Source organism: Caballeronia sp. LZ035 (assembly GCF_031451175.1).
Taxonomy (GTDB): Bacteria; Pseudomonadota; Gammaproteobacteria; order Burkholderiales; family Burkholderiaceae; genus Caballeronia.
On record NZ_JARUXS010000001.1, the window covers coordinates 1,463,271 to 1,488,848 of the forward strand.

Sequence of the window (25,578 nt, forward strand, 5' to 3'; positions counted from 1 at the left end):
ACAGGACACACAGGACACACAGGACACACAGGACACACAGGACACACAGGAAAGACGGCTCAGCGGTGCGCGTGCGTGGCGTGCTGCGCCTGCTGTGCCTCCCCGGCGGCCTGCTCCGGGTGATAGCCGAGCGAGCGTGAAATCTCCAGCGCCGTATGGCTCAGCTGCTTGAGCCAGGCGTCCTGCAGCCGGTCGGCGGGCGCCGACAGCGACAACCCCGCAACCAGCCGCCCGGTATCGTCATAAATGCCCGCCGCGATGCAGCGCACGCCCAGTTCGAGTTCCTCGTTGTCGCGCGCGCAGGATTGCTGACGCACCAGCAGCAGTTCGCGTTCGAGCTTGGCGAGATCGGTGATGCTGTTCTGCGTATGTCCCGAGAGCCCGGTGCGCATCGCGTAGGCGCGCACGCGCGCGGCTTCGTCGGCGGCGAGGAACAGCTTGCCCACCGACGTCAGATGCAGCGGCGCCCGCCCGCCAATGGCCCGCACCACCTGCATGCCCGAGCGCTCCGAGTAGGCGCGCTCGATATAGACGATCTCGTCGCCCTGACGCACCGACAGGTTGACCGTCTGGCCCGTCTGGCGATGCAGTTCGCGCATCGGCGGCATCGCGGCCTCGCGTACCGAAAGGCGCGCTTTCACCAGGTTGCCGAGTTCGAGCAGCCGCATGCCCAGCCGGTACGTGCCGGGATCGGAGCGATCGACGAGCCGGCACAGCACCATGTCATTGAGAATGCGGTGCGCGGTGGACGGATGCAGTTCGGTGCTCTGCGACAGTTCTTTGAGACTGACGGGATCGGTGTGACCGGCGAGTGCGTCGAGCAGACGCATCATGCGTTCGATCACCTGAATGGAGGTTTTGGAATCCGGGTTCGTATCGCTCATCGTGAAAAATCGGTTGATGCGTCAAACAGCGGAAATGCAATTGTATCTCGTATCGTGAAAAGGCAAACAGGCCATTTGGCTGGGGCGAATCGGACATGCGCCCCAAAAGCCGTGAACGGGCCGGCGCGGCGGCGTTTTCACGGATAATTGCCGGGCGTTCACATCACTCTACAAAACAGGAAACGCCCCCATGCGAGTCGGATTATTCGTGACATGTCTCGTCGATATGATGCGCCCCGAGATCGGCTTCTCCGCGATCAAGCTGATCGAGCGCGCGGGCTTCGAGGTCGTCGTGCCGCCGTCGCAGACGTGCTGCGGCCAACCTGCCTACAATTCGGGCGACCGTCCGCTCGCCCGCAACCTCGCCGAAAAGACCCTGTGCGAATTCGAGCAATTCGATTACGTCGTCGTGCCGTCGGGCTCCTGCGGCGGCATGATCCGCGCGCATTACGGCGATCTGTTCCGCGACGATCCGCAATTGATGAGCCGTTTCGCCCGGCTTCAGCCGCGTGTATTCGAACTGACCGATTTCCTCGTGACGGTCGCGCGGACGCGGATGGAGCCTGCGGGCTTCGACGGCACGGCGACCTATCACGATTCCTGCTCCGGCCTGCGCGAGCTCGGTGTGAAGACCCAGCCGCGCGAGCTGTTGTCGCAGGCAGGCGTGGCCGTGACGGAGATGGCGGCCTGCGAGCATTGCTGCGGTTTCGGCGGCACTTTCGCGGTGAAGTACGGCGACATCTCGACGGCGATCGTCGACGAAAAGTGCGCCAACATCCGGGCGAGCGGGGCGGATGCGGTCGTGCTGGGCGATCTCGGCTGCATGCTGAATATCGAAGGCCGGCTGCGTCGCACCGGCGATACCACGACACGCGTGCTGCACATCGCGCAGGTGCTTGCCGGCGACGCGCCGGCCGGCGTCTGACCACGGCGGACGGAGCACTCCCCATGCAAGTTCAGACGATGCAGTTCAAGGCGCGCGCCGGCAGCAAGCTCGCGGACGAACGCCTGCAACAGAACCTCAAGAAGCTGTCGACGAAGTTCGTCACCGGGCGCGCGAACGCGGTGCGCGACATCGACTTCGAAGCGACGCGCGCGGCGCTGAAGGAACGGCGCAACCGGGCGCTGGAGAACCTCGACGTCTGGCTCGAGACCTTCGAGCGCGAGGCAACCCGGCGCGGCGCAACCGTGCTGTACGCCGAATCGACGCAGGACGCCGCGCGGCTGGTGGCGGAGATCGCGCGCAAGCACGACGTGAAGAAGGTCATCAAGACCAAGTCGATGGTGTCGGAAGAGATGCAGCTCAATCGCGTGCTGGGCGAAATGGGCGTGCAGTCCATCGAGACCGATCTCGGCGAATACATCCTGCAGATCAACGACAACGAGCCGCCGAGCCACATCATCGCGCCGGTCGTGCACAAGGATAAGGACGAGATCGCCGATCTCTTCGCGAAGACGCACAACAAGCCGCGCCTGACCGACATTCCCGAGATGACGCGCGAGGCGCGCGAGGTGTTGCGGCCGCATTTCATGTCGGCGGACATGGGCGTGACCGGCGGCAATTTCCTGATCGCGGAAACGGGTTCGGTGGCGGTCGTCACGAACGAGGGCAACGAAGGCATGTGTACGGTGATGCCGCGCGTGCACGTCGCGGTGACGGGCATCGAAAAAGTGCTGCCGACACTCGAGGATCTCGCGACCGCCATGCGCCTCCTGCCGCGCTCGGCGACCGGACAGACGGTGTCGAACTATTTCTCGCTGCTGACCGGCCCGCGTGCCCCGGATGAAACCGACGGTCCCGAGCATATGTACTTCGTGCTCGTCGATGGCGGGCGCACCGGGCTGATCGGCGGGGAGTTCCAGGAGATGCTGCGCTGTATCCGCTGCGGGGCGTGCATGAACCACTGTCCGGTGTACCAGAAGATCGGCGGACATGCGTACGGCTGGGTGTATCCCGGACCGATGGGGTCGGTGCTGACGCCGGCTTATGTCGGTATCGACCGCGCGCTCGATCTGCCGCAGGCCGCCACGCTATGCGGCGAATGCAACAGCGTGTGCCCGGTGGGAATTCCGCTGTCGGATCTGCTGCGCAAACTGCGCGAGAAACAGATGGAGCGGCGGCTGCGTCCCTGGAACGAGCGCGCCGGGTTGGCGCTGTGGGGCTATCTGGCGAAGCATCCAACCGCCTACGCGCTGTTCACGAAAGTGGCGGTGCGCGTGCTGGAACGCATGGGCGGCACGCGCCGGTCGATTGCACGTCTGCCGCTCGGCGCCGGCTGGACCGCGACGCGCGACATGCCTGCGCCTGTCGGCCGGACCTTCCGCGAACTGTATAAGGCGCAACGGTCGCATCTGGGCTGAACTCTGCAACGAAAGACGGCGCCCGACTCGTCGTCGGGCGCCGTCTTTTTTGTGGAGCCGGGAGGCGAACTCAGTTGCCGATCGGTCCACTGTGCCAGCGGCCGCTATTGCCGCCACCGTTGCCGCCGCCATTGCCTCCACCGCCACGATTGCCGCCTTGATTGCCGCCCGGGTTCGAAGGCGGCGGTGCGGCTTGAGGCCGCATCGGCGGGCCGCCGACTGCTCTTGGCAACGCCCCGCCGTTGGCTTGGGGCGGCGGGCCGCCCTGCGGACGTCCACCACCCGCCTGAGGAGGCGGGCCGCCATGGCCGCCGCCGGCTTGCGGCGGAGGGCCACCGTATCCACGGTTCGGCGGCGGCCGGTTGTTCCATCCGCCGGGCGGCGGACGGCGCCAGCCGGGACCGTCGTCCCAATAACGCCCCGGGCCCGGGCCGCCATAGTAATACCCGCCGCCTACGACCACGCCTGGCTGCACAACGGGCGGGCCGCCGTAATAAGCGTCGTAGCCGGGCGTGTCGTACGCGGTTGCGGGATAGCCGCCGGCGGGATATCCGCCGCCGTAGTACCCGCCGGCATCGGGATACGCCGCGCATCCGCCGAGCAGCGCGGCGGACGAGGCGAACAAAAGACCAGCGACTGCGGATTTCATGATCTTGGAATGATTCGTTGGGGCGTTACTTATTAAGACACGCGCGGCCTTGCGATGTCCCGACAACTTTGTAAGCCTTTATGACGGCGTCCCGCCGCGTGAGGCCGCATTTTCGGGCGCATCGTCGTGGCAGCCTTGTTGCCCCGGCTGCAACAAAGCTTTGCTCTTCAATACCTTTTTAAGATTCTCGCATTTCCGTAACATTTCGACTGTCGACAAGTGGGCGTTGGCTCCGCTGCGACATCGAATCGAGGTAGTCCAAATGAGAAAGACAATATCGACTTACTGGCCCGTGGCGATGCTGTTGCCCATCGCGCTGGCTTTTTGCATGCAGGCGGGCAGCAACGGCGCGGCCGGCGTGCGCCAGGAACAGACCGACGTCGCGAGCGTGAGCGCCGAACTGGCGCGGGCGATTTCATACGGTTTCGTCGACGCGGACGATGCCGCCACGGTCCCGGCTGCAGCCCGCACGCTGTAGCGCGCAGTAAAGCAGCGCGCAAAAAAAATGGCGCCCTCGCGGTTCACGCAGGGCGCCATTTCTTCGTCCGGCCGCCAAGGCGTCCGGACCTCCACCAGACAGTCTTACTTCAACACGGCGGCGACCGCGGTCGCGACGGCATCGAGATTGCGCGTGTTCAGCGCAGCCACGCAGATGCGGCCGGTGCTGACGGCATAGATGCCGAACTCTTCGCGCAGGCGGTCGACTTGCGCCGACGTCAGGCCCGAGTACGAGAACATGCCGCGCTGCTGATTGACGAACGAGAAGTCGCGGTCGACGCCGCTCGCCTTCAGGCGCTCGACGAGACCGTTACGCATTGCGCGAATGCGGTCGCGCATTTCGCCCAGTTCCTGTTCCCAGGTCGCGCGCAGTTCCGGCGACGCCAGCACGGCCGCGACGATCGAGCCGCCATGCGTGGGCGGGTTCGAGTAGTTGGTGCGGATCACGCGCTTCAGTTGCGAGAGCACGCGCGCCGACTCTTCCTTGCTGGTCGTGATGATCGACAGCGCCCCGACGCGCTCGCCATACAGCGAGAACGACTTCGAGAACGACGACGACACGAACACGTTCAGTTCGGAGGCCGCGAACAGGCGCACGGCGGCCGAGTCGGCCTCGATGTTCTCCGCGAAGCCCTGATACGCCATGTCGAGGAACGGCACCAGCTCGCGCGCCTTCACGACTTCGACGATCTGCTTCCACTGCGCGTCCGAGAGGTCCACGCCCGTCGGGTTGTGGCAGCACGCGTGCAGCACGACCACGGTGCCGGCCGCGTAGCTGTTCAGCGCGGCCAGCATGGCGTCGAAATTCACGCCGTGCGTGGCGGCTTCGTAGTACGGGTAGTTGACGACGTCGAAGCCGGCGCCTTCGAACAGCGCGCGATGGTTTTCCCAGCTCGGATCGCTGATCGCGACCTTGGCGTTCGGGTTCAGGCGCTTCAGGAAGTCCGCGCCGATCTTCAGCGCGCCCGTGCCGCCCAGCGCCTGCGCCGTGACGACGCGGCCCGCGGCGATCAGCGGCGAGTTCTGGCCGAGCAGCAGCGCCTGTACGGCGGCGTCATAGGCGGCGATGCCGTCGATCGGCAGATAACCGCGCGGCAGGGCGGCATCGACGCGTGCTTTTTCGGCTTCGCGCACGGCGCGCAGCAGCGGAATCTTGCCTTCCTCGTTGGTGTAGACACCGACGCCCAGATTGACTTTGGTGGTGCGCGTGTCGGCGTTGAAGGCTTCGTTGAGGCCCAGGATGGGGTCGCGGGGAGCGAGTTCGACGGCAGAGAAAAGAGACATGATCTATCGGCAGTGAGAAAAAGACGGTGCGGCGGAGTGGCGCCCAAAGGCCAACGAGCGCGAAACTGGCGCGAAGCCAGCCCGGAACGGGGACGATGCCCGCGTGGCGTCTTCGGCGGTCTCCGCAGTGCGGCATGCTGCCCCGCTGTGAGAAATGTCCGTTGCCCGCCGTCGAGCACAGTCGCACATTGTAGCGAATCCGGCCCGGCTTTTTCGCCGTCGCCTGGCCGACAACCCGGGTTTTTCGTGGCAGGTCATTTAGACCGATGCCGCGCATGCCGTCAAAAGGGGCCGCAAGAAGGGCGCTTGAGATCGGCTGTGCGATCCCAATCTGCTTCGGATCCAAGCGCCGCGCCGTGCGTCCCGTCCGCCGCGCGCTCCCATCCGCCGGGCCGCGCGTGTTTTCTGCAGCCGCTAGAATAGGTGTTTGCTCCGGCGACGACGCATCGAATCTCCATGTCCGACACTCTCATCGACTCTCCCGAAGCACTGGACGAATCGAAGTTCGTCACTTTCGACGGCTCGCCGTTCCAGCTCTATCAGCCGTATCAGCCCGCGGGCGACCAGCCTGATGCCATCGCCAAGCTCGTCGAAGGGATCGAGGACGGCCTCTCGTTCCAGACGCTGCTCGGCGTGACCGGCTCCGGCAAGACTTTCACGATGGCCAACGTGATCGCCCGCATGGGCCGTCCGGCGATCGTGTTCGCGCCGAACAAGACGCTCGCCGCGCAGCTCTACGCCGAGTTCCGCGAATTCTTCCCGCGCAATGCCGTCGAGTACTTCGTCTCGTACTACGACTACTACCAGCCGGAAGCGTACGTGCCGCAGCGCGACCTGTTCATCGAGAAGGATTCGTCGATCAACGACCACATCGAGCAGATGCGGCTCTCCGCCACCAAGAGCCTGCTCGAACGGCGCGACGTCGTGATCGTGGCGACCGTGTCGGCGATCTACGGTATCGGCAATCCGTCCGAATATCACCGCATGATCCTGACGCTGCGCACCGGCGACAAGCTCGGCCAGCGCGACATCATCGCGCGCCTGATCGCGATGCAGTACACCCGCAACGAAGCCGACTTCTCGCGCGGCACGTTCCGCGTGCGCGGCGACACCATCGACATCTTTCCCGCGGAGCACGCGGAAATGGCCGTGCGCGTGGAACTGTTCGACGATGAAGTCGAAGCGATGCATCTGTTCGATCCGCTCACCGGCCGCGTGCGCAACAAGATTCCGCGCTTCACCGTGTATCCGTCGTCGCACTACGTGACGCCGCGCGACACCGTCATGCGCGCCGTCGAGGCCATCAAGAACGAACTGCGCGAGCGGCTCGAATTCTTCTACGAGCAGGGCAAGCTGGTCGAAGCGCAGCGGCTGGAGCAGCGCACCCGCTTCGACCTGGAGATGCTGCAGGAGCTCGGCTTCTGCAAGGGCATCGAGAACTACTCGAGGCACTTCTCCGGCGCGATGCCCGGCGAACCGCCGCCGACGCTCGTCGACTACCTGCCGCCCGATGCGCTCATGCTGCTCGACGAATCGCACGTGCTGATCGGGCAGTTGAACGGCATGTACAACGGCGACCGCGCGCGCAAGGAGAATCTCGTCGACTACGGTTTCCGGCTGCCGTGCGCGCTCGACAACCGGCCGCTCAAGTTCAACGAGTTCGAACGCAAGATGCGCCAAGCGGTGTTCGTCTCGGCCACGCCCGCCGATTACGAAAAGGGCAAGGCCGGGCAGGTGGCCGAGCAGCTCGTGCGCCCGACCGGCCTGGTCGATCCCGAGATCGAAGTGCGTCCCGCGCGTTCGCAGGTGGACGACGTGCTCTCCGAGATCAACGCGCGCGTCGCCGTGCACGAACGCGTGCTCGTCACCACGCTCACCAAGCGCATGGCCGAGCAGCTGACCGAGTTCCTCGCCGATCACGGCGTGAAGGTGCGCTACCTGCACAGCGACATCGACACGGTGGAGCGCGTGGAAATCATCCGCGACCTGCGGCTCGGCACCTTCGACGTGCTGGTCGGCATCAACCTGCTGCGCGAAGGGCTGGACATTCCGGAGGTGTCGCTCGTCGCGATCCTCGACGCCGACAAGGAAGGGTTTCTGCGCGCCGAGCGCTCGCTGATCCAGACCATCGGCCGGGCGGCGCGCAACGTGAACGGCAAGGCGATTCTCTACGGCGACAACATGACTGACTCGATGAAGCGCGCCATCGACGAAACCGAGCGCCGCCGCGCCAAGCAGATCGCGCACAACCTGGCGATGGGCATCACGCCGCGGGGCGTGGAGAAGCGCATCAAGGACATCATCGACGGCGTCTATAACGCCGACGATGCCCGCGCCGAACTGAAGGAAGCGCAGGCCCGCGCGAAGTTCGAGGACATGTCCGAGAAGCAGATCGCCAAGGAAATCAAGCGGCTCGAAAAGCAGATGATGGATCACGCCAAGAATCTCGAATTCGAGAAGGCGGCGCAGACCCGCGACCAATTGTCCCTTTTGCGGCAGCGCGTGTTCGGCGCGAATGTGGGCGACCACGTGGCCGGAACCGGCGATAAGTAAGGCTTATGTAAGTGATTTTCAAAGCTTAATTCAAAAGGCGCGGCGGCCCGGCGGGTTGGCCGCGTTTTTTTTCGTCCGTTCAAGCCCTGTCGATGCGGCGAAAAGCCTTGTCGGCACAGGGTTTGTAAGCCCGCTCAAATTGTTCCGGGTGTCGAACGATGCTAAACTTGGCAAACTTTGAGAATGGTTCGTATTAACGTTCACAAAGGTGTGCTAGGGCTGCTCAGCGTGGACGTCGAATCGCCCATCTCCGGCAGACACTTTTCATCCGTCCGGCGCATCGTTTCGGGATGTCCGGCAGTCCGGTCTGCTTTTCAGGCAGCAGGCGCGCGTGGCGCCCGCGCCGGTCGATAACAACAAGGAGTATCTATGGGTTCAACGTTGATGCGCGGCCTCGTGGCCGCCGCAGGCCTTACGGCAATGATGGCGGCGTCGGCCGCGGAATATCCGATCGGCAAGCAGCATATCGAGGGCGGCATGGAAACGGGCGCCGTCTACCTCCAGCCGATCACGATGGCGCCGGAAGGCATGATGCGCAAGGCGTCGGATTCCGATATTCACCTCGAAGCGGACATCCACGCGGTCAAGAACAACCCGACCGGTTTCGCCGAAGGCGACTGGATGCCCTATCTCAACGTGACCTATGAGCTCAGCAAGGTCGGCACGACGCAGACCGTCAAGGGCGACCTGATGGCGATGGTCGCGAACGACGGCCCGCATTACGGCGACAACGTGAAGCTGTTCGGTCCGGGCAAGTACCACCTGAAGCTGCACATCGCGCCGCCGACGGAAACCGGCCACATGGCGTTCGGCCGTCACACCGACAAGGAAACCGGCGTGGGTCCGTGGTTCAAGCCGTTCACGATCGAATACGACTTCCCGTTCGCGGGCATCGGCAAGAAGGGCGGTTACTGATCGTCCGTGGCGCCCGGCATCCCGGACCGGGCGCGTATCTAATCAGGAAGTTCGCATGAAATTGACAAGCCAGATGGCGGCGATCGCGATGTCGCTGTGCGCCGCCGCTGCCGGGATGAACATGGCGCACGCCGCCGACTTGCCGACCTTCAAGCTCGAAATGAACGACGGCAAGCTGAATCCGGCGCGGATCGAAGTGCCGGCGGGGCAGCGTATCAAGATCGAGGTGCACAACATCGGCAAGGGCGCAGCGGAGTTCGAGAGCGTGCAGTTGCGCAAGGAAAAAGTGCTCGCGCCGGGCGCGGATTCGTTCGTCGTGATCGCGCCGCTGGATCCGGGCGAATACAAGTTTTTCGACGACTTTCATCAGAGCGCGCAAGGCGTGATCGTCGCCAAGTAAAGGGTATTGGACGCGCCATGCGCGCGGCCAGTTGAAGTGGAATCGCTGGAGGTTGGGTATGGGGCAGGTACTTTTCATCGTATGGCGTGAGAGCGTCGAGGCATTGCTCGTCGTCGGCATTCTGTACGCGTGGCTGAAGAACGGCGATCATCAGGCGCGCCGCGGCCTGCCTTATCTGTGGGCCGGCGTGGTCATCGGGCTGCTTGCGGCCGTGGCGCTGGGCGCCGCGCTGATCGGCTTCACGGAAGTGCTGTCGGGCAACGCGCAGGATTACTTCCAGACCGCGATGGTCCTGGTGGCGTGCGTGCTGATCGTGCAGATGGTGCTGTGGATGAAGCGCCACGGCCGCACGCTGAAGCGCGACATGGAGTCGTCGCTGCAGAAGAGCACGCAGGACGGACACTGGTGGAGCATCGCGCTGCTGGTCGCGCTGGCGATCGCGCGCGAAGGCAGCGAAACGGCCGTATTTCTGTATGGCGTCGGCTTCGGTCAGTCGGGGCACGTCGCCGCGTCACAATACGTGGCCATCATCCTGGGCTTCGGTCTCGCGTTGCTGACCTTCTACGTGCTGCAACTCGGCGGCAAGATCTTTTCCTGGCGCGCCTTCTTCCGCGTCACCGAAATCATGCTGCTGTTCCTCGCGGCCGGTCTGTTCGAAACGGGCGTGGACAAGCTGATCGACATGGAAGTGCTGCCGGTCATCGTCAACCAGGTGTGGAACACGTCCGCGCTCCTCGACGATTCCAGCACCTTCGGCTCGCTGGTCGCTACACTGACGGGCTATCGCGCGCATCCGGCCGGCATGAACCTCGTGGCATACGCCGTGTACTGGATCGTCATTTATCTTCTGCTGCGCCGTTCGAATCATCAGATGGCGCAAAAACAAAAGGCGGCAAGCCGTCCAGCATGAGTTCTGTCTTGTCTCAACCCGGCCGGCTCCAGCAAGCCGGCCAATGGATGCAACGTCACGGCAGCGCGATCCGCATGATTCAGTGGGTCGTGGTTGCCGTGTATGCGTTTCTGATCATCGTTCCCGCCGTGATGCCGCTGCCCGATGGCTCCGCGCATCTGTGGAACAACCTGACGCTCGCTGCGCAGTTCGTGTTCTGGGGCATCTGGTGGCCGTTCGTGCTGCTGTCGATGGTGATGCTCGGCCGCGTCTGGTGCGGCGTGCTGTGTCCCGAAGGCGCACTCACCGAATTTGCGAGCCGCTTCGGCCGCGGCTGGGCCATTCCGCGCTGGATGCGCTGGGGCGGCTGGCCGTTCGTCGCGTTCGGCCTGACGACGATCTACGGCCAGATGGTCAGCGTCTATCAATATCCGAAAGCGGTGCTGCTGGTGCTCGGCGGCTCGACCGTCGGGGCGATGATCATCGGCGTGCTGTATGGCCGCGAGAAGCGCGTGTGGTGCAAGTACCTGTGCCCGGTGAACGGCGTGTTCACGCTGCTCGCCCGGCTCGCACCATTCCACTTCAAGGTCAGCGAGGACGCGTGGCGCCGCTCGTACAAGCAGGGCGAGCATGGCCATCGCGTGATTCCGATCAACTGCGCGCCGCTCGTGCCCTTGCGCAACATGAAGGGCGCCGCCGACTGCCATATGTGCGGCCGCTGCAGCGGTCATCGCGACGCCATTGCGCTCACGTGGCGCTCGCCGGCCGACGAAGTCGTGAAGCTCGGCGACAAGGCCGCAAACCCGTGGGACACGGCGCTCATTCTGTATGGGCTGCTGGGCATCGCGATTGGCGCGTTTCACTGGACCGTCAGCACGTGGTTCGTCGACCTGAAGCAGTTCTTCGCCGGCTGGCTGATCGATCACAATATTCTCTGGCCGCTCGACACCAACGCGCCGTGGTTCCTGTTCACGCATTACCCCGAGCAGAACGACGTCTTCTCGTGGCTCGACGGCACGATGGTGATCGGCTATATCGTCGTGACGGGGCTCGTGTACGGCACCGCGTTGCTCGCGCTGCTCGCGGCAGGCGTGCGCATGCTCGGCAAGATGGAAGCGAGGCGCCTGCATCACCTGACGCTCGCGCTGATTCCGCTGGCGGGCTGCGGCGTGTTTCTGGGCTTGTCGGCGACAACGGTATCCCTGCTGCGCGCCGAGCAACTGCCGCTCTGGTGGGTGACGGATCTGCGCCTCACGTTGCTGTTCATTGCAAACGCCTGGAGCGCGTGGCTCGCGTGGCGCGTGACAGGGCGGTATGCCACGGCGCTTGTTCCGCGCGTCCTCGCGATGGTATGGTTTGTCGCTGCGCTGGCTGTCGCGGACAGCGCGTGGTACCTGATGTTCTGGGGCTTCAGCCGATAAACCGTCCACGCCGTGACAGACGGCCACGAGAACGCACGTGAGAACCAAACCCGTACTGACCGACGACGACGTCAAGTCGATGGCCGCCGCCGCCGAGGCGCACGCACAGGACCACCACTGGAACGTGACGATTGCGATCGTCGACGATGGCGGGCATCTGCTGCATCTGCATCGTCTGGAAGGGGCGGGCGCGAGCACCGTCGAGATGGCGACGGGCAAGGCCCGCACCGCCGTGCTTGGCCGTCGCGAGACGAAGGTCTATGAGGACACGATCAAGCAGGGCCGCACGGCCTTTCTCAGCGCGCCGATGACCGCGATGCTCGAAGGCGGCGTGCCGATCTTCGTAGGTGCGGACATCGTGGGCGCGGTGGGCGTATCGGGCGTGAAGTCGGAACAGGATGCGCAGATCGCCAAGGCCGGGATCGCGGCGCTCGGGATCGAGAACGTCTGACGTTCCTCACGAAAAACAAAACGGCACGCCTTCGAGAAGAAGAGCGTGCCGTTCGATACATCATCATTGCGCTGGCCTGATCGAGCGGACCATCACGCAAACGCGCAGGAACCAAAAAAAGCGGCTTCGCTTGCTATCGACGACTGGCTGGTGTTTGCACGAAGGGGTCTAAATTCTCGCGTGCAAGTCGTCCTCGCTGGCTAAGGCCAAACACCTCTTGGAGAGGTGGTCCCCACAATACACGGTGCTACTGCTGTTCTTTTCGGCTACTTCGTCAGGATCAGCTTGCCCAGACGAGTCGCGCGCAACTGATAGGTCTCCCCGTTATGCAGGATGCTGACGTGACTGCGTCCCTGCAACAGCGCATCGCTTTTCAGCGAACGCTCACCCGGGCTTTCCGCAGCGTGGGCAACGTGAACAGTGGTCACGGTGGTTGCTCTCGGGCGGGTGATCGCGGCGTCGCGAGCAGCCGGGCGGCGCAGCCTGAGCGTGGAAGATCGCAGCGTGTCGGTCATGTCGGAAGAGTGCGTTCGTTGATTCGATGGGTCTATAGTAAATGATAACTATTCCTATTTGCAAATAGACTTTCTGATCGAAACGCAATTTCTGATAGCCACGCTCGATGCGGCGGCGAAGCATTCGCCGCCGCGTGTCGTCAAGGTCTAATGCAGCGGTTTGTCGTCGTTGCGGCCGTGCGCGAACTGGCGGATCAGATGCACGGTGTCAATGTCCGACTCGCGATACGCCGACTTCACGATTTCCTGCGTCTGCCGTTCATCGGGTGTCGGGTTGGCTTGCTCCGGCAGCGTAGTGCTGTAGGTGAAGCGCAGGAAGAGCTGTTGCGGGTCAGGCTCTTCGATCGCCATCGTCAGTGAGCCGCCCACGTATTCGGCAGTCGGCAGGATGTCGTAGCGCACGCTGGACTGCGGGTTGAACGTCACGCGATCGCGCACGATGGCCTGGCCGTAGTGCAGCTCGCGCTCCATGCTGTCGCCGTCGCGCGAAAGGATGTCGCAGCGGTCCAGTCCAAGCACGAACAACTGCGGCTGCTCGGCGCGCAGCACGAGACCTTCCCACAATTGCTCGCGTGTCAGCGACTGGACGAGCGGATTTTGCGGATCGTTGATCTGGATGAGGTGTTCGAAATTCAAAACGACGTTTCCTTGAACGTTCAGTGTGCCCGCGACGCGTTACGGCGCCAGTGCGGAATCGATGTGGATCGGACCGGATAAAACCTTGTGGATCGGGCACGCATTGGCAATTTGCAAGAGACGTTCCCGCTGTTCGTCGCTGAGCGGGCCCGCCAGCGTAATCCGGCGATCGATACGCGTGCCTGCCGCCGTGCTCTCTATCGACAATTCAACATGCACCGCCTCGAGCGGCCATTCCTTGCGCTTCGCGTACATCTTCAGCGTGATGGACGTACAGGCGCCGAGGCTGCCCAGCAAGAGCGAGTGCGGGTCCGGACCCGTGTCGCCGCCGCCGAGGCCGACGGGTTCGTCGGCGCTCCAGTCGTGCGAGCCGTCCGCGAGGCGGACGTGGAAATCGGTAGCGCCGATGTCGGCGGTCACGACGGGGTGAGCCATCCGCTGCTCCTCGGTTGATCCGGTGAAGTGAAATTGCGCAAAAGAGAACGGCGCGGAACGAACGGTCATTGTGACGCAATGTGTCCGTTCATGCCGCGCCGAAGTCGCTGAAAATCAGCGCCCTCGCATGTTCAGCGCCGAATACTCAATGCGCGATCGCGCCCATCCGGCCCGCCTGATAATCGATCACGGCCTGGCGGATCTCGTCCTCGGTGTTCATCACGAACGGACCGTAACGCACGACCGGCTCCTTGAGCGGCACACCGCCGATCAGCAGCAGTTCCACCGGTTCGTCGCTGGCAGCGAGCGAGACCGTATCGCTGTCATCGCGGAAAATCACCATCTGCTGGGCGCGCACCGGCTGGCTCTGCGGGCCATACAGCGCCGTGCCTGACAGCGAATACGCGAACACGCGGAACTCGCGCGGCACATTCAGCGAGACCGTCGCGCCCGGCTGCAGCGAGACGTGCTGGTACAGGATCGGCGTGCGCGTTTCGATCGCGGCCTTCACACCGAGCGCCTCGCCGGCGATGACCTTCACGCGGACCTTGCCGTCCTCGCTCGTCGCGACCGGAATGCGCGCCGACGGAATCTCCTGGTAATGCGGCGCAACCATCTTGTCGCGCTGCGGCAGGTTCACCCACAGTTGCAGGCCATGCACTCGGCCGCCGCGCTGAGTGAAGGCCTCGGCGGGAATCTCGCTGTGGACGACGCCCGCGCCGGCGGTCATCCATTGCACGTCGCCGGGCAGCAGCGTGCCGGAATGACCCGCCGAGTCCTTGTGGCCGAACTCGCCTTCGAGCATGTACGTGACGGTCTCGAAGCCGCGATGCGGATGATCCGGCGCGCCCTTGGCCTCGCCGGGCGCGTAATCGACGGGGCCCATTTCGTCGAGCAGGAGAAACGGGTCGAAGTCCATCAGGAGACGGGTCGGAAACGGGCGATGCACGACGAACCCGCCGCCTTCGACGGTACGGGTCGCCGGAATGATGCGTTCGATGCTGCGGCTGATGGTCATGATGTCTCGCTTGGTGAATCCAGCGTTCGGAGGGGAATAGCGATATTTTTGAAACACAGAGCTATTATATGGGCCGCATTTCGCGTAAAAAGCCGCCTCGGCGCAATGGATTGTCCCGCTGGCGATAACGAACCACAGCAACGCGCCTTATCGAGTTTTCCGATCGACCATGAAAGTTGACTCGCACGACCTGAACGATCTGATGTATTTCTCGCACGTCGTCGAGCACGGCGGCTTCTCCGCTGCGGAACGCGTGCTCGGCATTTCGAAGTCGCGTTTGTCGCGCCGCGTCTCGGAACTCGAGGCTTCGCTCGGCGTGCGCTTGCTGCAGCGCTCCACGCGCAAGCTGGCGCTGACGGAGGCGGGCCAGCTGTTCTACCAGCATTGCCAGGCGATGCTGGCCGAGGCGCAGGCGGCGGTGAATGTCGTGCAGAGCCTGCGTGATTCGCCGCGCGGCACGGTGCGCGTGAGCGTGCCGGTGACGATCGCGCAGACTTTTCTGTCGGCCGTGATGCCGGACTTCATGCATCGCTTCCCGGAAGTGCGGGTCGTGCTGCGCGTGACGAATCGGGTCGTGGATCTGTTCGAAGACGCCATCGACGTCGCGCTGCGCGTGCGTTCCGAGCCGCCGGCGAGTTCGAACGTGGTCGCGCGGCCGCTATGGCGCACGGAACAGATGCTGGTGGCGGCGCCGTCGCTGCTGAAGTCGAACGCCCCGCCGATGACGCCCGCCGAACTCGCGCAGTACGACACGCTCGACACGCCCTCGGCGGACGGCCGCCATGTCTACCGGCTGATTGCGCCGGACGGCACGCGTCACGAGTTCGAACACGAGCCGCGTCTGGTCACGGCAGACCTGTCGATGATCCGCGAGGCCGTGATGCGCGGTGTCGGCATCGCGGCGCTGCCCGAGATGATGTACGGCGCGCCGCTGCGCACGGGTCAACTGTCGCCGGTCATGCCGGGCTGGACCTTTCCGTCGCCGCAACTGTATGCGGTGTTTTTGTCACGACAAGGCATGGTCCCTGCAGTGCGCGCGTTCGTCGATTTTCTGGTCGAGTCGATCGGCAGCGGACAGCACTTCCCCGGAGAATGTCCTGTTCATGAACGGCCGGAACGAGAAACAGTTTGAACGCAATTGCGCGCGTCATTGATTCAAGGCGGGGCAGTGCGGATGAGCGATGGTCAGATTCAATTGATGCCTGGAAGAGGCGGCAGTATATTGAAACCTCTTTCGCTAAGGAGCTCCTATGCGAAAACTCACGGCTGCTCTGATAGTTAGCCTGATAGGGTTGATTGCACTGTCCGTGTCGACCACGGCTGCTGCATGTGACGGGACTTCTGGTTCTGGCTATACGAACCCAAAGTGACCGCCTCGCCCGAATGCGCCGAGCGCGCACAAAAAAAGGCCTTCATCTGACGATGAAGGCCTTTTACTTTGCAGCGTCCGAAAGTTCGAAAGTCCGAATATTCGAAAGGGCGCGCGTGCGTTACTTGCCGTTCTTCTGCTCGGTGACGAAGCCGATCTTGGTCAGCCCGCCCGCCTGCGCCGCCGACATCAGATCCGCCACCTTCTCATACGCAACCTTGCGGTCCGCGCGCAACTGGATCTCCGGCTGCGGCGTCTGCAGCGCCGCCTGCGCGATGCGCGCGTTGAGCGTCGCGTCGTCGACCGGCTGTTCGTCCCACAGCGTGGTGCCGTCGGCCTGGATCGCGATGTTCACGTGCGCGGGCTTCTCGTCCTGCGGCTGGCTGCTTGCATGCGGCAGGTCAATCTTCACCGCGTGGTGCATCGCGGGAATCGTCACCAGGAAGATGATCAGCAAAACCAGCATGACGTCGACGAGCGGCGTCATGTTGATCTCGCTCATCATGCCGTCGTCTTCATCGCCGGCAAAAGGGCTCATGGCCATGATGCGAACCTCCCCGACTTACGACGCGCGCGTCGCGAGACGCAGGCTGTCGGACGAAGCGTTCGTCGAGCGCTTGGTCGACGAGAGCTTCGTGCCCGTGACGAAGAACGCGTGCAGGCCGTGCGCAAAGCGGTTCAGCTTGGTGACGATGCCCTTGTTCGCGCGCGTCAGGGCGTTGTAGCCGAGCACCGCGGGAATCGCGACGAACAGGCCGAACGCGGTCATGATGAGCGATTCGCCCACCGGGCCGGCAACCTGATCGATCGAGGTCTGGCCGGTCGCGCCGATGGTCAGCAGCGCGTGATAGATCCCCCACACCGTGCCGAACAGGCCGACGAACGGCGACGTGGAACCGATGGACGCGAGCACCGCGAGACCCGACTGCATGCGGCCGACGCCTTCGTCCATCACGTCCTTCAGGCAGCGCGTGATCCAGTCCGACACGTCCATGCGGTCGTGCAGATGCGGTTGCGTCTGGTGATGATGTTCCGCCGCTTCCTGGCCGGCGAGGGCCAGGGCGAGGAACGGGTTGTCGGCCGGGCTCGACGACTGGCTGCCGAGCTTCTTGATGCCGTCATTGAAGTCGTCGGAGTGCCAGAAGGCCTGCTCGGCGTTCTTGGTCAGGCGCTTCAGGCGCACGACATTCCATGCCTTCACGATGATGACGGTCCACGACAGCACCGACATGATCACCAGCGCGAGCGCGATGCCCCGCGTCACGAAGTCACCTTGCGCCCAGACGTGCGCAATCCCGTAGTTTTGCATTGCTCTTTCCTTGATCTAAAAAAACCGGTCAGTCGTTGAGACTGAATACGAATGGCACCGTGGCGGTAGCGCGGATCGCTTCGCCATTTTCCTTGTACGGGCTGCACGCGCTGCTGCGTACCGCCGCGAGCGCGGCGTCATCCAGCCGCGACGAGCCACTGCTTTTCTGCAGCGTGATGTTCTCGATCTTTCCCGACACGCCGACGGTCAGCCGCACGGTCGCCGTGCCGGTTTCGCCACGGCGCTTGGCCATGGCCGGGTAGTCCGGCTGGGCGATATTGCAGCTCAGGCGCGCGACGTTCTTCGGCGCGGCGAGATCCATGCTCGGCTTGCCGATGGCGGGCGCCGCGGGCGGCGGGGTCGGTTGCGCCGGCGCGGGCGGGGTGGGATCCGGGGCGGGTGCGGCGATCTGCGACGGCGCTTCGGTGACCGGCATCGGCGTGGGCTTCGGCTCGATCTTCGGCTTGACCTTGGGCAGCGGCTTCGGGACGGGCTTCGGCAGCGGCTTGGGCGGCGGCGGCGTTTCGACCGCGACGGGCTGCGGCGCGGGCTGAGGCGTCTCGCTGATGAGCTGCGCGGTGATCGACTTGGCTTCGATGGGTCGCGGCGGCGGCTCGTTGTGCATCGTCATGGCGACGCCGAGCAGGACTGCATGAAGCACGACGACGGCGGCGCACGCGGCGATCACGCGCGGACTGGCGCTCGATGCCGGCGCCGTCTGGAAAGCGGCAGGAGTGGTGGTCGGGGACTGCATTCTTATTGGCTACTTTGAGTGCTGCTCGTGGTGCAGTGTGAATGGATGCCGATCATGCCGCGGATTCGTTTCAGCTTGAAGTCCAGCAACGGTGCGGATCCGGCGCAACGGGGGCACATTAAACCAGGCGACGTCATTTTCGAAAGATCAGCAATGAAATAAACAGGGTGGCCACGAAACCGATCAGCAATTCCATCGATCCCTCCAGGGGTAGGGGTTGCTCGGAGAGGTACTTGGCTAGCTGGAAGTGACCGGATGTTCGAGGGTAACCTGGCTTGCTGGAGGCGGTCCGGAAACCGGGCCGCGAGACTGAAACAATGACCATGAAGACGCCGGCCCGGAGGCGCGACGCCGAAACCTGCGGCCGACTTCAGGCCGCCTTGCGCTCGTAAAACGTCAGCGGCGCCACGTGCTCGCGCGCCTCGACGCCACACTGCGAGGCGCACACGCCGCTCTGTGCCATCACGTCGCGAACGCTCTCCTCGCACTTGCCGCAGCACATGGCCACGCCGAGCTCGAATTGAAGTTCGTCGAAGGTGTCCACACCCTCGGCGATGGATGCTCGGATCTTGCGGTCGGACACTGATTTGCAGACACAGACAATCATGATCGTTCGCGATAGCTTGCGTTAATGCGAATTATTATCATTCTACTTGCGCATCAATGCAAGCGAGGCTCTGTGTTTTTTGTAACAGAGCAGGCGACTTAGCAAATTTGTTGCTAGCAGCCAGAGCTGGCGCGGCAAAGCGCGCGCTGCGCAGCGCGTGGCGGGCAAGAAACCCTCACGCGATGTCGGGTTCGGCGAGCCTGGTGCGGTCGGAGGGGATCTGAACGTGCTCGACCGGCGCGTCGAGCCTGAGCAGGGCGGCGGCGAGCTGGCGCTGCGATTCGCCGTCCGCCGTGGAGCAGAAGCGCGGCAGAAGATCAGCCGATGCGGCGGCCGAGCGGTGCGCGTGGGTATCGAGCAGCCGTTCGAGTTGCCGGGCGATCGCCACGCTCGTGTCCACGATGTGCAGGCGCTCGCCCGCTATCGCGCGGATCGCGCCGTCCAGGAAAGGGTAGTGCGTACAGCCGAGCACCAGCGTGTCAGCGCCGGCGTCCAGCATCGGCGACAGGTAGCTTTCGAGCAGCGCCATGAGCGCGGGCGACGATGTGTCGCCACGCTCCACCGCCTGCACCAGGCCGTGTCCCGCCTGGCAAATGAAGCGGCAGTCGCCGGCGTATCGGTCGAGCAGCGACTGGAAGCGCGCCGAACGTAGCGTAACCGCCGTGGCCAGCACGCCGACGACGCGCGAGCGGGACACGCTCGCCGCGGGCTTCACGCCCGGCTCCACGCCGACGAGCGGAATGGACAGCCGCTCGCGCACCAGCGCGATGGATTGCGCGGTCGCGGTATTGCAGGCGACGACCAGCGCTTTCGCGCCCTGCGACACGAGCCATTCGCCAATGGCCAACGTGCGTTCGCCGATGAACGCGTCGGTCTTTTCGCCGTAAGGCGCGTGAAGGGAGTCGGCGACGTAGATCAGACGCTCGTGCGGCAGGATGGCGCGCACGGCGCGCAGCACCGACAGCCCGCCCAGGCCGGAATCGAAAATGCCGACCGGCGCGCTCGCGTCCAGCGCGGCGCGTGAGGGCAGGGCGGCGAGCGGGTTGACCGCGCTGACGGACATCGTGACGAACGTCTTACTCGTGATCGCCCATCATGGTTTGCTGGTAGTTCTGGATGCCGACCTTGTCGATCAGATCCAGCTGCGTTTCCAGCCAGTCGATGTGCTCTTCCGTGTCGTGCAGGATCTTTTCGAAGATCTCACGCGAGACGAAGTCGCGCACGGATTCGCAATACGCAATGGCTTCCTTGCAGGTGGTCTGCGAAATCTGCTCGAGCTTCAGGTCGCACTCGAGGATTTCCTTGGTTTCCTCGCCGATCAGCAGCTTGTGCAGGTCTTGCAGGTTCGGCAGTCCGTCGAGCATGAAGACGCGTTGGATGAGCCAGTCGGCGTGCTTCATTTCGCCGATCGATTCGTCGTACTCGTGCTTGTTGAGCTTTTCGAGGCCCCAATGCTGATACATCCGGGCGTGCAGGAAGTATTGATTGATCGCAGTCAGTTCGTTCTTCAACTGCGAGTTCAGATATTCGATGACTTTAGCGTCGCCTTGCATGGCTTCAATTCCTGTCTGTAATGTGGAGTTGTGGGAAAGATAAACCTTGGGCGTGACAAAGCCAAGGTTGAGTAGAAAATTTTTTTTCCAGACCGAACTGAGAATGAAAACCCTTCTCGATCAGCGTCATTTCAAAGAAAAGAGCCGGGCGCATGCCCGGCTCTTTTGCTGACTGATTGCCTGTCAGCTGAACACTGCGACAGGCAACCGTCGATCCGGCCTCAGACCGTGGCGACCGGAATCTTGCCGATCTTCGCCTGCCATTCGGCCGGCCCTGTCTTGTGGACCGACGTGCCGTTCGAATCGACGGCCACCGTCACCGGCATGTCCTGCACGTCGAACTCGTAGATGGCTTCCATGCCCAAGTCTTCGAACGCGAGCACCTTCGCCTCGCGAATCGCCTTGGACACGAGATACGCCGCGCCGCCGACCGCCATCAGATACGCCGCCTTGTGCTTCTTGATCGACTCGATGGCAACCGGACCGCGCTCGGCCTTGCCGATCATCGAGATCAGGCCGGTTTGCGCGAGCATCGTCTCGGTGAACTTGTCCATGCGCGTCGCCGTGGTCGGGCCCGCCGGGCCGACGGCTTCGTCGCGCACCGGATCGACCGGGCCCACGTAATAGATCACGCGGTTCGTGAAGTCGACCGGCAGCTTTTGACCCGCGGCCAGCATGTCGGCGATACGCTTGTGCGCGGCATCGCGGCCCGTGAGCATCTTGCCCGACAGCAGCAGCGTCTGGCCGGGCTTCCACGCGGCCACTTGCTCGGGCGTCAGCGTGTTCAGGTCGACGCGCTGGCTCGTCTCGGTGTTCGGCTGCCACGTCACGTCGGGCCACGCGTCGAGCGGCGGCGCTTCGAGCTTCGCGGCGCCGCTGCCATCGAGCGTGAAGTGCGCGTGGCGGGTCGCGGCGCAGTTCGGGATGATCGCGACGGGCTTCGAGGCTGCATGCGTCGGCGCGGCCATGATCTTCACGTCGAGCACGGTGGCGAGGCCGCCGAGACCCTGCGCGCCGATGCCGAGCGCATTCACTTTCTCATGCAGCTCGACGCGCAGTTCCTCGATCCAGTCCCTGGGGCCGCGTGCGATGACATCCTGGATGTCGATGGGGTCCATCAGCGATTCCTTCGCCATGACCATCGCCTTTTCCGCGGTCCCGCCGATGCCGATCCCGAGCATGCCCGGCGGGCACCAGCCGGCGCCCATGGTCGGCACGGTCTTGATGATCCAGTCGACGATGGAATCCGACGGATTCAGCATCGCGAATTTCGACTTGTTCTCCGAGCCGCCGCCCTTGGCTGCGACCTGCACGTCGACCTTGTCGCCCGGCACGATCTCGTAGTGGATCACGGCCGGCGTGTTGTCCTTGGTGTTCTTGCGGCCGCCTTCGGGCGGCGAGACGATGGACGCGCGCAGCACGTTGTCCGGGTTCAGGTAACCGCGACGCACGCCTTCGTTGATCATGTCGGTGACGGACATCGTCGCACCGTCCCAGCTTACGTCCATGCCCACCTTCACGAACACCGTCACGATGCCCGTGTCCTGGCAGATCGGGCGCTTCCCTTCGGCGCACATGCGGCTGTTGGTGAGGATCTGCGCGATGGCGTCCTTCGCCGCCGGGCTTTCTTCCAGCTCGTAGGCGCGGCCGAGCGCCTGGATGTAGTCGAGCGGATGGTAGTAGCTGATGTACTGAAGGGAATCCGCAATGCTCTGGATCAGGTCTTCCTGTTTGATGACGGTCATGGCTCGAGGCTCTGGGGGGACGAAATTTTTTCTGGTGTGCGTTCAGGCGACGCTTCAGTTGACGCTCAGGCGATGCTCAAGTGAGGCTCAGTCTGCTGTGCTGCGCGGCGGCGAGAAGGACTCGTCCTGAAAGTGCCGCGGATGCGTATGCGTGGTCAGCTTGTCGACATACGCCATGATGAGCGCGGACAGCAGGAAGGCCATGTGGATGATCACTTGCCACAGCACGGTATGGAAGGTGTGCTGGTCGGGGTTGATGAAGGTCTTGAGCAGATGGATGGACGAGATACTGATGAGCGCCATCGAGAGCTTGACCTTCAGCACGCCGGCGTTGACGTGGTCGAGCCATTCGGGTTCGTCGGGATGGCCCTCGACGCCCAGCCGCGACACGAAGGTCTCGTACCCGCCGACGATCACCATGATGAGCAGATTCGAGATCATCACCACGTCGATCAGGCCGAGCACGACGAGCATGATGTTGGTTTCGTCGAGGGTCATGGCGTGCGTGACGAGATGCCAGACTTCCTTCAGGAAGAGCACGACATACACGCCTTGCGCGACGATCAGCCCGAGATAGAGCGGCACCTGCAACCAGCGGCTCATGAAGATGATTCGGGGGAGCGCCTTCATTGCGCCGGGCCGAGCGGAAGCGGGGGTGTGCTTGGGAGCGGACATGGGCGGCTTTTCAGTCGATGCGAAACGGACGGAGAGGACGGCGTCTGAGCCCGAAAGCAATGCGCCGGCGAAATGCGGACTCGAAGCGGATTCGAGCACGTTCGCGGTCAGGGAAAGCCCGGTATTGTAACGCGTCAGCGTGACAGTCTGCGCGAACGTTGCGGTGCATGTCCGGGCGGCCAGGCAGGCGGTCGCGGGGCCGAACCATGGTTTCGATCAAAAGAACAGCCAGCCGCGCCGGCGCCGGGTACCGCACCTGAGGTCAGTTCAGTTACGATTGCGGAGCACATGTCCGAGCCGCGGTGACTTCGCGCTTACTTCGCGTATACCCCGTGTTCATTGGCCGGCCTACGTAAGAAGCGGGTAAGTTGAGCGGCTTATCTTGAAGTCGATGCTTGAAGTCGATGCCGCATGCCCGTGGCCACACGAGGCGCTGCGGCATGGGGCCGTGCCGCCTGGCGCGTGCCCTCGCAACGGACGGACGCGCTTGCCATGACGGCGGCTCCGGCCACAAGAACGGAGACAGGATCGGGTCCGGAAACGCCGCGCGTTTTCGCTGACAGATCCCATAACATGCGGCGCACGCAGCCCATTCAGCGATGCGGGCGCCGGCGGATTTTGGAAACACCATCAGAGAGGTTGTCGATGTCTGCGATCGAATCAGTTCTTCACGAAAAACGCGTATTTCCGCCGTCGGCCAAGGCAACGGCGGACGCGGCCATTGCCGGCATGGACGCGTATCAGGCGCTCGCCGCCCAGGCAGAGCAAGACTACGAAGGTTTCTGGGCCGGCCTCGCGCGCGAGACGCTCGCCTGGCACAAGCCGTTCACGAAGGTGCTGGATGAAACGAAGGCGCCTTTCTATACGTGGTTCGAGGACGGCGAACTCAATGCGTCGTACAACTGTCTCGACCGCCATATCGAAGCGGGCCGCGGCCAGGACAACGCGATCATCTTCGAAGCCGACGACGGCACCGTCACCCACATCACCTATCAGGACCTGCTCGAGCGCGTGTGCCGTCTCGCCAACGCGCTCAAGAAGCGCGGCGTGAAGAAGGGCGACCGCGTCGTCATCTATCTGCCGATGTCGGTGGAAGGTGTCGTCGCGATGCAGGCGTGCGCGCGCATCGGCGCTACGCATTCGGTGGTGTTCGGCGGGTTCTCGTCGAAGTCGCTCAACGAGCGTCTCGTCGATGTCGGCGCGGTCGCGCTCATCACGGCGGACGAGCAGATGCGCGGCGGCAAGGCGCTGCCGCTCAAGAGCATCGCCGACGAAGCGCTGGCCGCGGGCGGCTGCGACAAGGTCAAGGACGTGATCGTGTATCGCCGCACCGGCGGCAAGGTCGGCTGGACCGAAGGGCGCGACGCGTGGCTGCACGAGGTCGTCGAAAACGAGGCGGCGCAGTGCGAGCCGGAGTGGGTGGGCGCGGAGCATCCGCTGTTCATCCTCTACACGTCGGGCTCGACGGGCAAGCCGAAGGGCGTGCAGCACAGCACGGCGGGCCTGTTGCTGTGGGCCGCGCAGACCATGAAGTGGACCTTCGACATGAAGCCGGACGATGTCTTCTGGTGTACGGCGGACATCGGCTGGATCACCGGGCATAGCTATATCGCGTACGGGCCGCTGGCCATCGGCGCGACCCAGGTGATGTTCGAGGGCGTGCCCACCTATCCGCACGCGGGACGGTTCTGGGAGATGATCGGCCGTCACAAGGTCACGATCTTCTACACCGCGCCGACAGCCATCCGCTCGCTGATCAAGGTGTCGGAGGCGGATGCAAAGGTGCATCCGAAGAGTTTCGACCTGTCGACGCTGCGCATCCTCGGCACGGTCGGCGAGCCGATCAATCCGGAAGCGTGGGTCTGGTATCACGAGAACGTCGGGCGCGGGCAGTGTCCGATCGTCGATACGTGGTGGCAGACCGAGACCGGCGGCCACATGATCACGCCGCTGCCGGGCGCGACGCCGCTGGTGCCGGGTTCGTGCACGCTGCCGCTGCCGGGCATCATGGCCGCGGTGGTCGACGAGACCGGTCAGGACGTGCCGAACGGGCAGGGCGGCATCCTGGTCATCAAGCGGCCGTGGCCGTCGATGCTGCGCAACGTCTGGGGCGACCCGAAGCGTTACCAGACCAGCTACTTCCCGGAAGAGCTCGGCGGCAAGCTGTATCTGGCCGGCGACGGCGCGGTGCGCGACAAGACCACCGGTTATTTCACGATCATGGGCCGCATCGACGACGTGCTGAACGTCTCGGGTCACCGCCTCGGCACGATGGAGATCGAGTCGGCCCTGGTGGCGAATCCGATGGTCGCGGAAGCGGCGGTCGTCGGCCGTCCGGACGACACGACCGGCGAAGCCGTGGTCGCGTTCGTCGTGCTGAAGCGGGCGCGTCCCGAAGGCGACGAAGCGAAGCAGATCGCGGCCGAGTTGCGCAACTGGGTCGGCAAGGAAATCGGCCCGATCGCGAAGCCGAAGGACATCCGCTTCGGCGAGAACCTGCCGAAGACGCGTTCCGGGAAGATCATGCGGCGCCTCTTGCGCTCGCTCGCAAAGGGCGAGGAGATCACGCAGGATGTGTCGACGCTCGAAAACCCCGCGATCCTCGACCAGCTCGGCGAAGCGCGCTGAAGCATTCAGGTTAGCGACTGCGCACTGAG

The 25,578-nt window shown here is 63.9% G+C and carries 26 protein-coding genes; 11 read left to right on the plus strand and 15 right to left on the minus strand.

The genetic code is table 11. The annotated features are described in order from the left end of the window. Positions 1 to 59: 59 nt before the first annotated feature. A complete protein-coding gene (locus QCE88_RS06830) occupies positions 60 to 884 on the minus strand; it encodes an IclR family transcriptional regulator (RefSeq protein WP_309900361.1) in 825 nt (274 codons plus the stop codon). 190 nt (positions 885 to 1,074) lie between these two features. Between QCE88_RS06830 and QCE88_RS06835 the strand changes: the two genes are divergently transcribed. Further along, positions 1,075 to 1,809 carry a (Fe-S)-binding protein gene (locus QCE88_RS06835; protein ID WP_309900364.1) on the plus strand — a complete coding sequence of 245 codons (735 nt, stop codon included), beginning with the start codon at positions 1,075 to 1,077 and terminating at the stop codon, positions 1,807 to 1,809. Positions 1,810 to 1,832: 23 nt separating this feature from the next. Next, a complete protein-coding gene (locus QCE88_RS06840; RefSeq protein ID WP_309900366.1) occupies positions 1,833 to 3,245 on the plus strand; it encodes a lactate utilization protein B in 1,413 nt (470 codons plus the stop codon). A 70-nt stretch (positions 3,246 to 3,315) separates the two neighbouring features. Here the strand turns inward: QCE88_RS06840 and QCE88_RS06845 are convergent, their stop codons facing one another. After that, entirely contained in the window at positions 3,316 to 3,894 is a 579-nt protein-coding gene (locus QCE88_RS06845) for a hypothetical protein (RefSeq protein WP_309900368.1), read from the minus strand. Positions 3,895 to 4,156: 262 nt separating this feature from the next. On the opposite strand from QCE88_RS06845, the gene QCE88_RS06850 reads away from it, so the two are divergent. Further along, positions 4,157 to 4,372, plus strand: a complete 216-nt coding sequence (locus tag QCE88_RS06850; RefSeq protein WP_309900370.1) for a hypothetical protein — start codon at positions 4,157 to 4,159, stop codon at positions 4,370 to 4,372. Between the two features lie 104 nt (positions 4,373 to 4,476). Here QCE88_RS06850 and QCE88_RS06855 read toward each other — a convergent pair whose 3' ends face one another. After that, positions 4,477 to 5,676, minus strand: a complete 1,200-nt coding sequence (locus QCE88_RS06855) for an amino acid aminotransferase (protein ID WP_309900372.1) — start codon at positions 5,674 to 5,676, stop codon at positions 4,477 to 4,479. Positions 5,677 to 6,132: 456 nt separating this feature from the next. On the opposite strand from QCE88_RS06855, the gene uvrB reads away from it, so the two are divergent. The 6 genes from uvrB to QCE88_RS06885 all read left to right on the plus strand — a co-directional run bounded on the left by uvrB (position 6,133) and on the right by QCE88_RS06885 (position 12,305). Further along, the gene (gene uvrB / locus QCE88_RS06860; RefSeq protein WP_309900374.1) at positions 6,133 to 8,229 is read left to right on the plus strand and encodes an excinuclease ABC subunit UvrB; all 2,097 of its coding nucleotides are present in this window, start codon (positions 6,133 to 6,135) and stop codon (positions 8,227 to 8,229) included. Between the two features lie 369 nt (positions 8,230 to 8,598). Then, positions 8,599 to 9,144: an iron transporter gene (locus tag QCE88_RS06865; RefSeq protein WP_309807937.1), complete on the plus strand. Its 546-nt coding sequence runs from the start codon at positions 8,599 to 8,601 to the stop codon at positions 9,142 to 9,144. A 55-nt stretch (positions 9,145 to 9,199) separates the two neighbouring features. Beyond that, positions 9,200 to 9,544, plus strand: a complete 345-nt coding sequence (locus tag QCE88_RS06870) for a cupredoxin domain-containing protein (RefSeq protein WP_309807938.1) — start codon at positions 9,200 to 9,202, stop codon at positions 9,542 to 9,544. A 58-nt stretch (positions 9,545 to 9,602) separates the two neighbouring features. Then, a complete protein-coding gene (locus QCE88_RS06875; protein WP_309900376.1) occupies positions 9,603 to 10,454 on the plus strand; it encodes an FTR1 family protein in 852 nt (283 codons plus the stop codon). Continuing rightward, on the plus strand, positions 10,451 to 11,854 hold the full coding sequence (locus QCE88_RS06880) for a 4Fe-4S binding protein (protein ID WP_309900378.1): 1,404 nt from the start codon (positions 10,451 to 10,453) through the stop codon (positions 11,852 to 11,854). The genes QCE88_RS06875 and QCE88_RS06880 overlap by 4 nt, the downstream gene beginning before the upstream one ends. Before the next feature lie 37 nt (positions 11,855 to 11,891). Then, positions 11,892 to 12,305: a heme-binding protein gene (locus QCE88_RS06885; RefSeq protein WP_309900380.1), complete on the plus strand. Its 414-nt coding sequence runs from the start codon at positions 11,892 to 11,894 to the stop codon at positions 12,303 to 12,305. Positions 12,306 to 12,571: 266 nt separating this feature from the next. On the opposite strand, the gene hemP is transcribed toward QCE88_RS06885, so the two are convergent. The 4 genes from hemP to QCE88_RS06905 form a co-directional block, all read right to left on the minus strand. After that, entirely contained in the window at positions 12,572 to 12,820 is a 249-nt protein-coding gene (gene hemP, locus QCE88_RS06890) for a hemin uptake protein HemP (RefSeq protein ID WP_309900382.1), read from the minus strand. Between the two features lie 147 nt (positions 12,821 to 12,967). Then, positions 12,968 to 13,456: an SRPBCC family protein gene (locus QCE88_RS06895; RefSeq protein WP_309900384.1), complete on the minus strand. Its 489-nt coding sequence runs from the start codon at positions 13,454 to 13,456 to the stop codon at positions 12,968 to 12,970. Between the two features lie 39 nt (positions 13,457 to 13,495). Next, positions 13,496 to 13,891 carry an OsmC family protein gene (locus QCE88_RS06900; RefSeq protein ID WP_309900386.1) on the minus strand — a complete coding sequence of 132 codons (396 nt, stop codon included), beginning with the start codon at positions 13,889 to 13,891 and terminating at the stop codon, positions 13,496 to 13,498. 145 nt (positions 13,892 to 14,036) lie between these two features. Next, complete coding sequence (locus tag QCE88_RS06905; RefSeq protein ID WP_309900389.1) at positions 14,037 to 14,909, minus strand: pirin family protein; 873 nt, start codon at positions 14,907 to 14,909, stop codon at positions 14,037 to 14,039. A gap of 169 nt (positions 14,910 to 15,078) precedes the next feature. Here QCE88_RS06905 and QCE88_RS06910 point away from each other — a divergent pair, with 169 nt between their 5' ends. Next, positions 15,079 to 16,041 (plus strand): LysR family transcriptional regulator, encoded by a 963-nt coding sequence (locus QCE88_RS06910; RefSeq protein ID WP_309831625.1) that lies wholly within the window; start codon positions 15,079 to 15,081, stop codon positions 16,039 to 16,041. 358 nt (positions 16,042 to 16,399) lie between these two features. Here QCE88_RS06910 and QCE88_RS06915 read toward each other — a convergent pair whose 3' ends face one another. From QCE88_RS06915 to QCE88_RS06950, 8 genes are all read right to left on the minus strand, one after another. Further along, on the minus strand, positions 16,400 to 16,822 hold the full coding sequence (locus QCE88_RS06915) for a biopolymer transporter ExbD (protein ID WP_309900390.1): 423 nt from the start codon (positions 16,820 to 16,822) through the stop codon (positions 16,400 to 16,402). A gap of 18 nt (positions 16,823 to 16,840) precedes the next feature. Beyond that, positions 16,841 to 17,587: a MotA/TolQ/ExbB proton channel family protein gene (locus QCE88_RS06920; protein WP_309900392.1), complete on the minus strand. Its 747-nt coding sequence runs from the start codon at positions 17,585 to 17,587 to the stop codon at positions 16,841 to 16,843. A gap of 28 nt (positions 17,588 to 17,615) precedes the next feature. Beyond that, on the minus strand, positions 17,616 to 18,341 hold the full coding sequence (locus QCE88_RS06925; RefSeq protein WP_309900394.1) for a TonB family protein: 726 nt from the start codon (positions 18,339 to 18,341) through the stop codon (positions 17,616 to 17,618). A 370-nt stretch (positions 18,342 to 18,711) separates the two neighbouring features. After that, the gene (locus QCE88_RS06930) at positions 18,712 to 18,948 is read right to left on the minus strand and encodes a (2Fe-2S)-binding protein (RefSeq protein WP_309900396.1); all 237 of its coding nucleotides are present in this window, start codon (positions 18,946 to 18,948) and stop codon (positions 18,712 to 18,714) included. Positions 18,949 to 19,123: 175 nt separating this feature from the next. Continuing rightward, positions 19,124 to 20,011, minus strand: coding sequence for a glutamate racemase (gene murI / locus QCE88_RS06935; RefSeq protein ID WP_309900398.1), 888 nt, complete (start codon positions 20,009 to 20,011; stop codon positions 19,124 to 19,126). A gap of 13 nt (positions 20,012 to 20,024) precedes the next feature. Beyond that, positions 20,025 to 20,501, minus strand: a complete 477-nt coding sequence (gene bfr, locus QCE88_RS06940) for a bacterioferritin (protein ID WP_309900400.1) — start codon at positions 20,499 to 20,501, stop codon at positions 20,025 to 20,027. Between the two features lie 221 nt (positions 20,502 to 20,722). Beyond that, positions 20,723 to 22,246 carry a fumarate hydratase gene (locus tag QCE88_RS06945; protein ID WP_309900402.1) on the minus strand — a complete coding sequence of 508 codons (1,524 nt, stop codon included), beginning with the start codon at positions 22,244 to 22,246 and terminating at the stop codon, positions 20,723 to 20,725. Between the two features lie 87 nt (positions 22,247 to 22,333). Further along, the gene (locus QCE88_RS06950; protein ID WP_309900404.1) at positions 22,334 to 22,921 is read right to left on the minus strand and encodes a TIGR00645 family protein; all 588 of its coding nucleotides are present in this window, start codon (positions 22,919 to 22,921) and stop codon (positions 22,334 to 22,336) included. A gap of 645 nt (positions 22,922 to 23,566) precedes the next feature. Here QCE88_RS06950 and acs point away from each other — a divergent pair. After that, positions 23,567 to 25,549: an acetate--CoA ligase gene (gene acs / locus QCE88_RS06955; RefSeq protein ID WP_309900407.1), complete on the plus strand. Its 1,983-nt coding sequence runs from the start codon at positions 23,567 to 23,569 to the stop codon at positions 25,547 to 25,549. Positions 25,550 to 25,578: the final 29 nt, after the last annotated feature.

What these genes read in the sequence shown, in the direction of transcription:
- QCE88_RS06880 (WP_309900378.1), top strand. Translation starts at nt 10,451, where the DNA reads ATGAGTTCTGTCTTGTCTCAACCCGGCCGGCTCCAGCAAGCCGGCCAA.
- bfr (WP_309900400.1), bottom strand. Translation starts at nt 20,501, where the DNA reads ATGCAAGGCGACGCTAAAGTCATCGAATATCTGAACTCGCAGTTGAAG.
- QCE88_RS06870 (WP_309807938.1), top strand. Translation starts at nt 9,200, where the DNA reads ATGAAATTGACAAGCCAGATGGCGGCGATCGCGATGTCGCTGTGCGCC.
- QCE88_RS06925 (WP_309900394.1), bottom strand. Translation starts at nt 18,341, where the DNA reads ATGCAGTCCCCGACCACCACTCCTGCCGCTTTCCAGACGGCGCCGGCA.
- QCE88_RS06920 (WP_309900392.1), bottom strand. Translation starts at nt 17,587, where the DNA reads ATGCAAAACTACGGGATTGCGCACGTCTGGGCGCAAGGTGACTTCGTG.
- QCE88_RS06855 (WP_309900372.1), bottom strand. Translation starts at nt 5,676, where the DNA reads ATGTCTCTTTTCTCTGCCGTCGAACTCGCTCCCCGCGACCCCATCCTG.
- QCE88_RS06875 (WP_309900376.1), top strand. Translation starts at nt 9,603, where the DNA reads ATGGGGCAGGTACTTTTCATCGTATGGCGTGAGAGCGTCGAGGCATTG.
- QCE88_RS06865 (WP_309807937.1), top strand. Translation starts at nt 8,599, where the DNA reads ATGGGTTCAACGTTGATGCGCGGCCTCGTGGCCGCCGCAGGCCTTACG.
- QCE88_RS06900 (WP_309900386.1), bottom strand. Translation starts at nt 13,891, where the DNA reads ATGGCTCACCCCGTCGTGACCGCCGACATCGGCGCTACCGATTTCCAC.
- QCE88_RS06950 (WP_309900404.1), bottom strand. Translation starts at nt 22,921, where the DNA reads ATGTCCGCTCCCAAGCACACCCCCGCTTCCGCTCGGCCCGGCGCAATG.
- QCE88_RS06835 (WP_309900364.1), top strand. Translation starts at nt 1,075, where the DNA reads ATGCGAGTCGGATTATTCGTGACATGTCTCGTCGATATGATGCGCCCC.
- murI (WP_309900398.1), bottom strand. Translation starts at nt 20,011, where the DNA reads ATGTCCGTCAGCGCGGTCAACCCGCTCGCCGCCCTGCCCTCACGCGCC.
- QCE88_RS06845 (WP_309900368.1), bottom strand. Translation starts at nt 3,894, where the DNA reads ATGAAATCCGCAGTCGCTGGTCTTTTGTTCGCCTCGTCCGCCGCGCTG.
- QCE88_RS06910 (WP_309831625.1), top strand. Translation starts at nt 15,079, where the DNA reads ATGAAAGTTGACTCGCACGACCTGAACGATCTGATGTATTTCTCGCAC.
- QCE88_RS06945 (WP_309900402.1), bottom strand. Translation starts at nt 22,246, where the DNA reads ATGACCGTCATCAAACAGGAAGACCTGATCCAGAGCATTGCGGATTCC.
- QCE88_RS06930 (WP_309900396.1), bottom strand. Translation starts at nt 18,948, where the DNA reads ATGATTGTCTGTGTCTGCAAATCAGTGTCCGACCGCAAGATCCGAGCA.
- QCE88_RS06850 (WP_309900370.1), top strand. Translation starts at nt 4,157, where the DNA reads ATGAGAAAGACAATATCGACTTACTGGCCCGTGGCGATGCTGTTGCCC.
- uvrB (WP_309900374.1), top strand. Translation starts at nt 6,133, where the DNA reads ATGTCCGACACTCTCATCGACTCTCCCGAAGCACTGGACGAATCGAAG.
- acs (WP_309900407.1), top strand. Translation starts at nt 23,567, where the DNA reads ATGTCTGCGATCGAATCAGTTCTTCACGAAAAACGCGTATTTCCGCCG.
- QCE88_RS06840 (WP_309900366.1), top strand. Translation starts at nt 1,833, where the DNA reads ATGCAAGTTCAGACGATGCAGTTCAAGGCGCGCGCCGGCAGCAAGCTC.
- QCE88_RS06915 (WP_309900390.1), bottom strand. Translation starts at nt 16,822, where the DNA reads ATGGCCATGAGCCCTTTTGCCGGCGATGAAGACGACGGCATGATGAGC.
- QCE88_RS06830 (WP_309900361.1), bottom strand. Translation starts at nt 884, where the DNA reads ATGAGCGATACGAACCCGGATTCCAAAACCTCCATTCAGGTGATCGAA.
- hemP (WP_309900382.1), bottom strand. Translation starts at nt 12,820, where the DNA reads ATGACCGACACGCTGCGATCTTCCACGCTCAGGCTGCGCCGCCCGGCT.
- QCE88_RS06905 (WP_309900389.1), bottom strand. Translation starts at nt 14,909, where the DNA reads ATGACCATCAGCCGCAGCATCGAACGCATCATTCCGGCGACCCGTACC.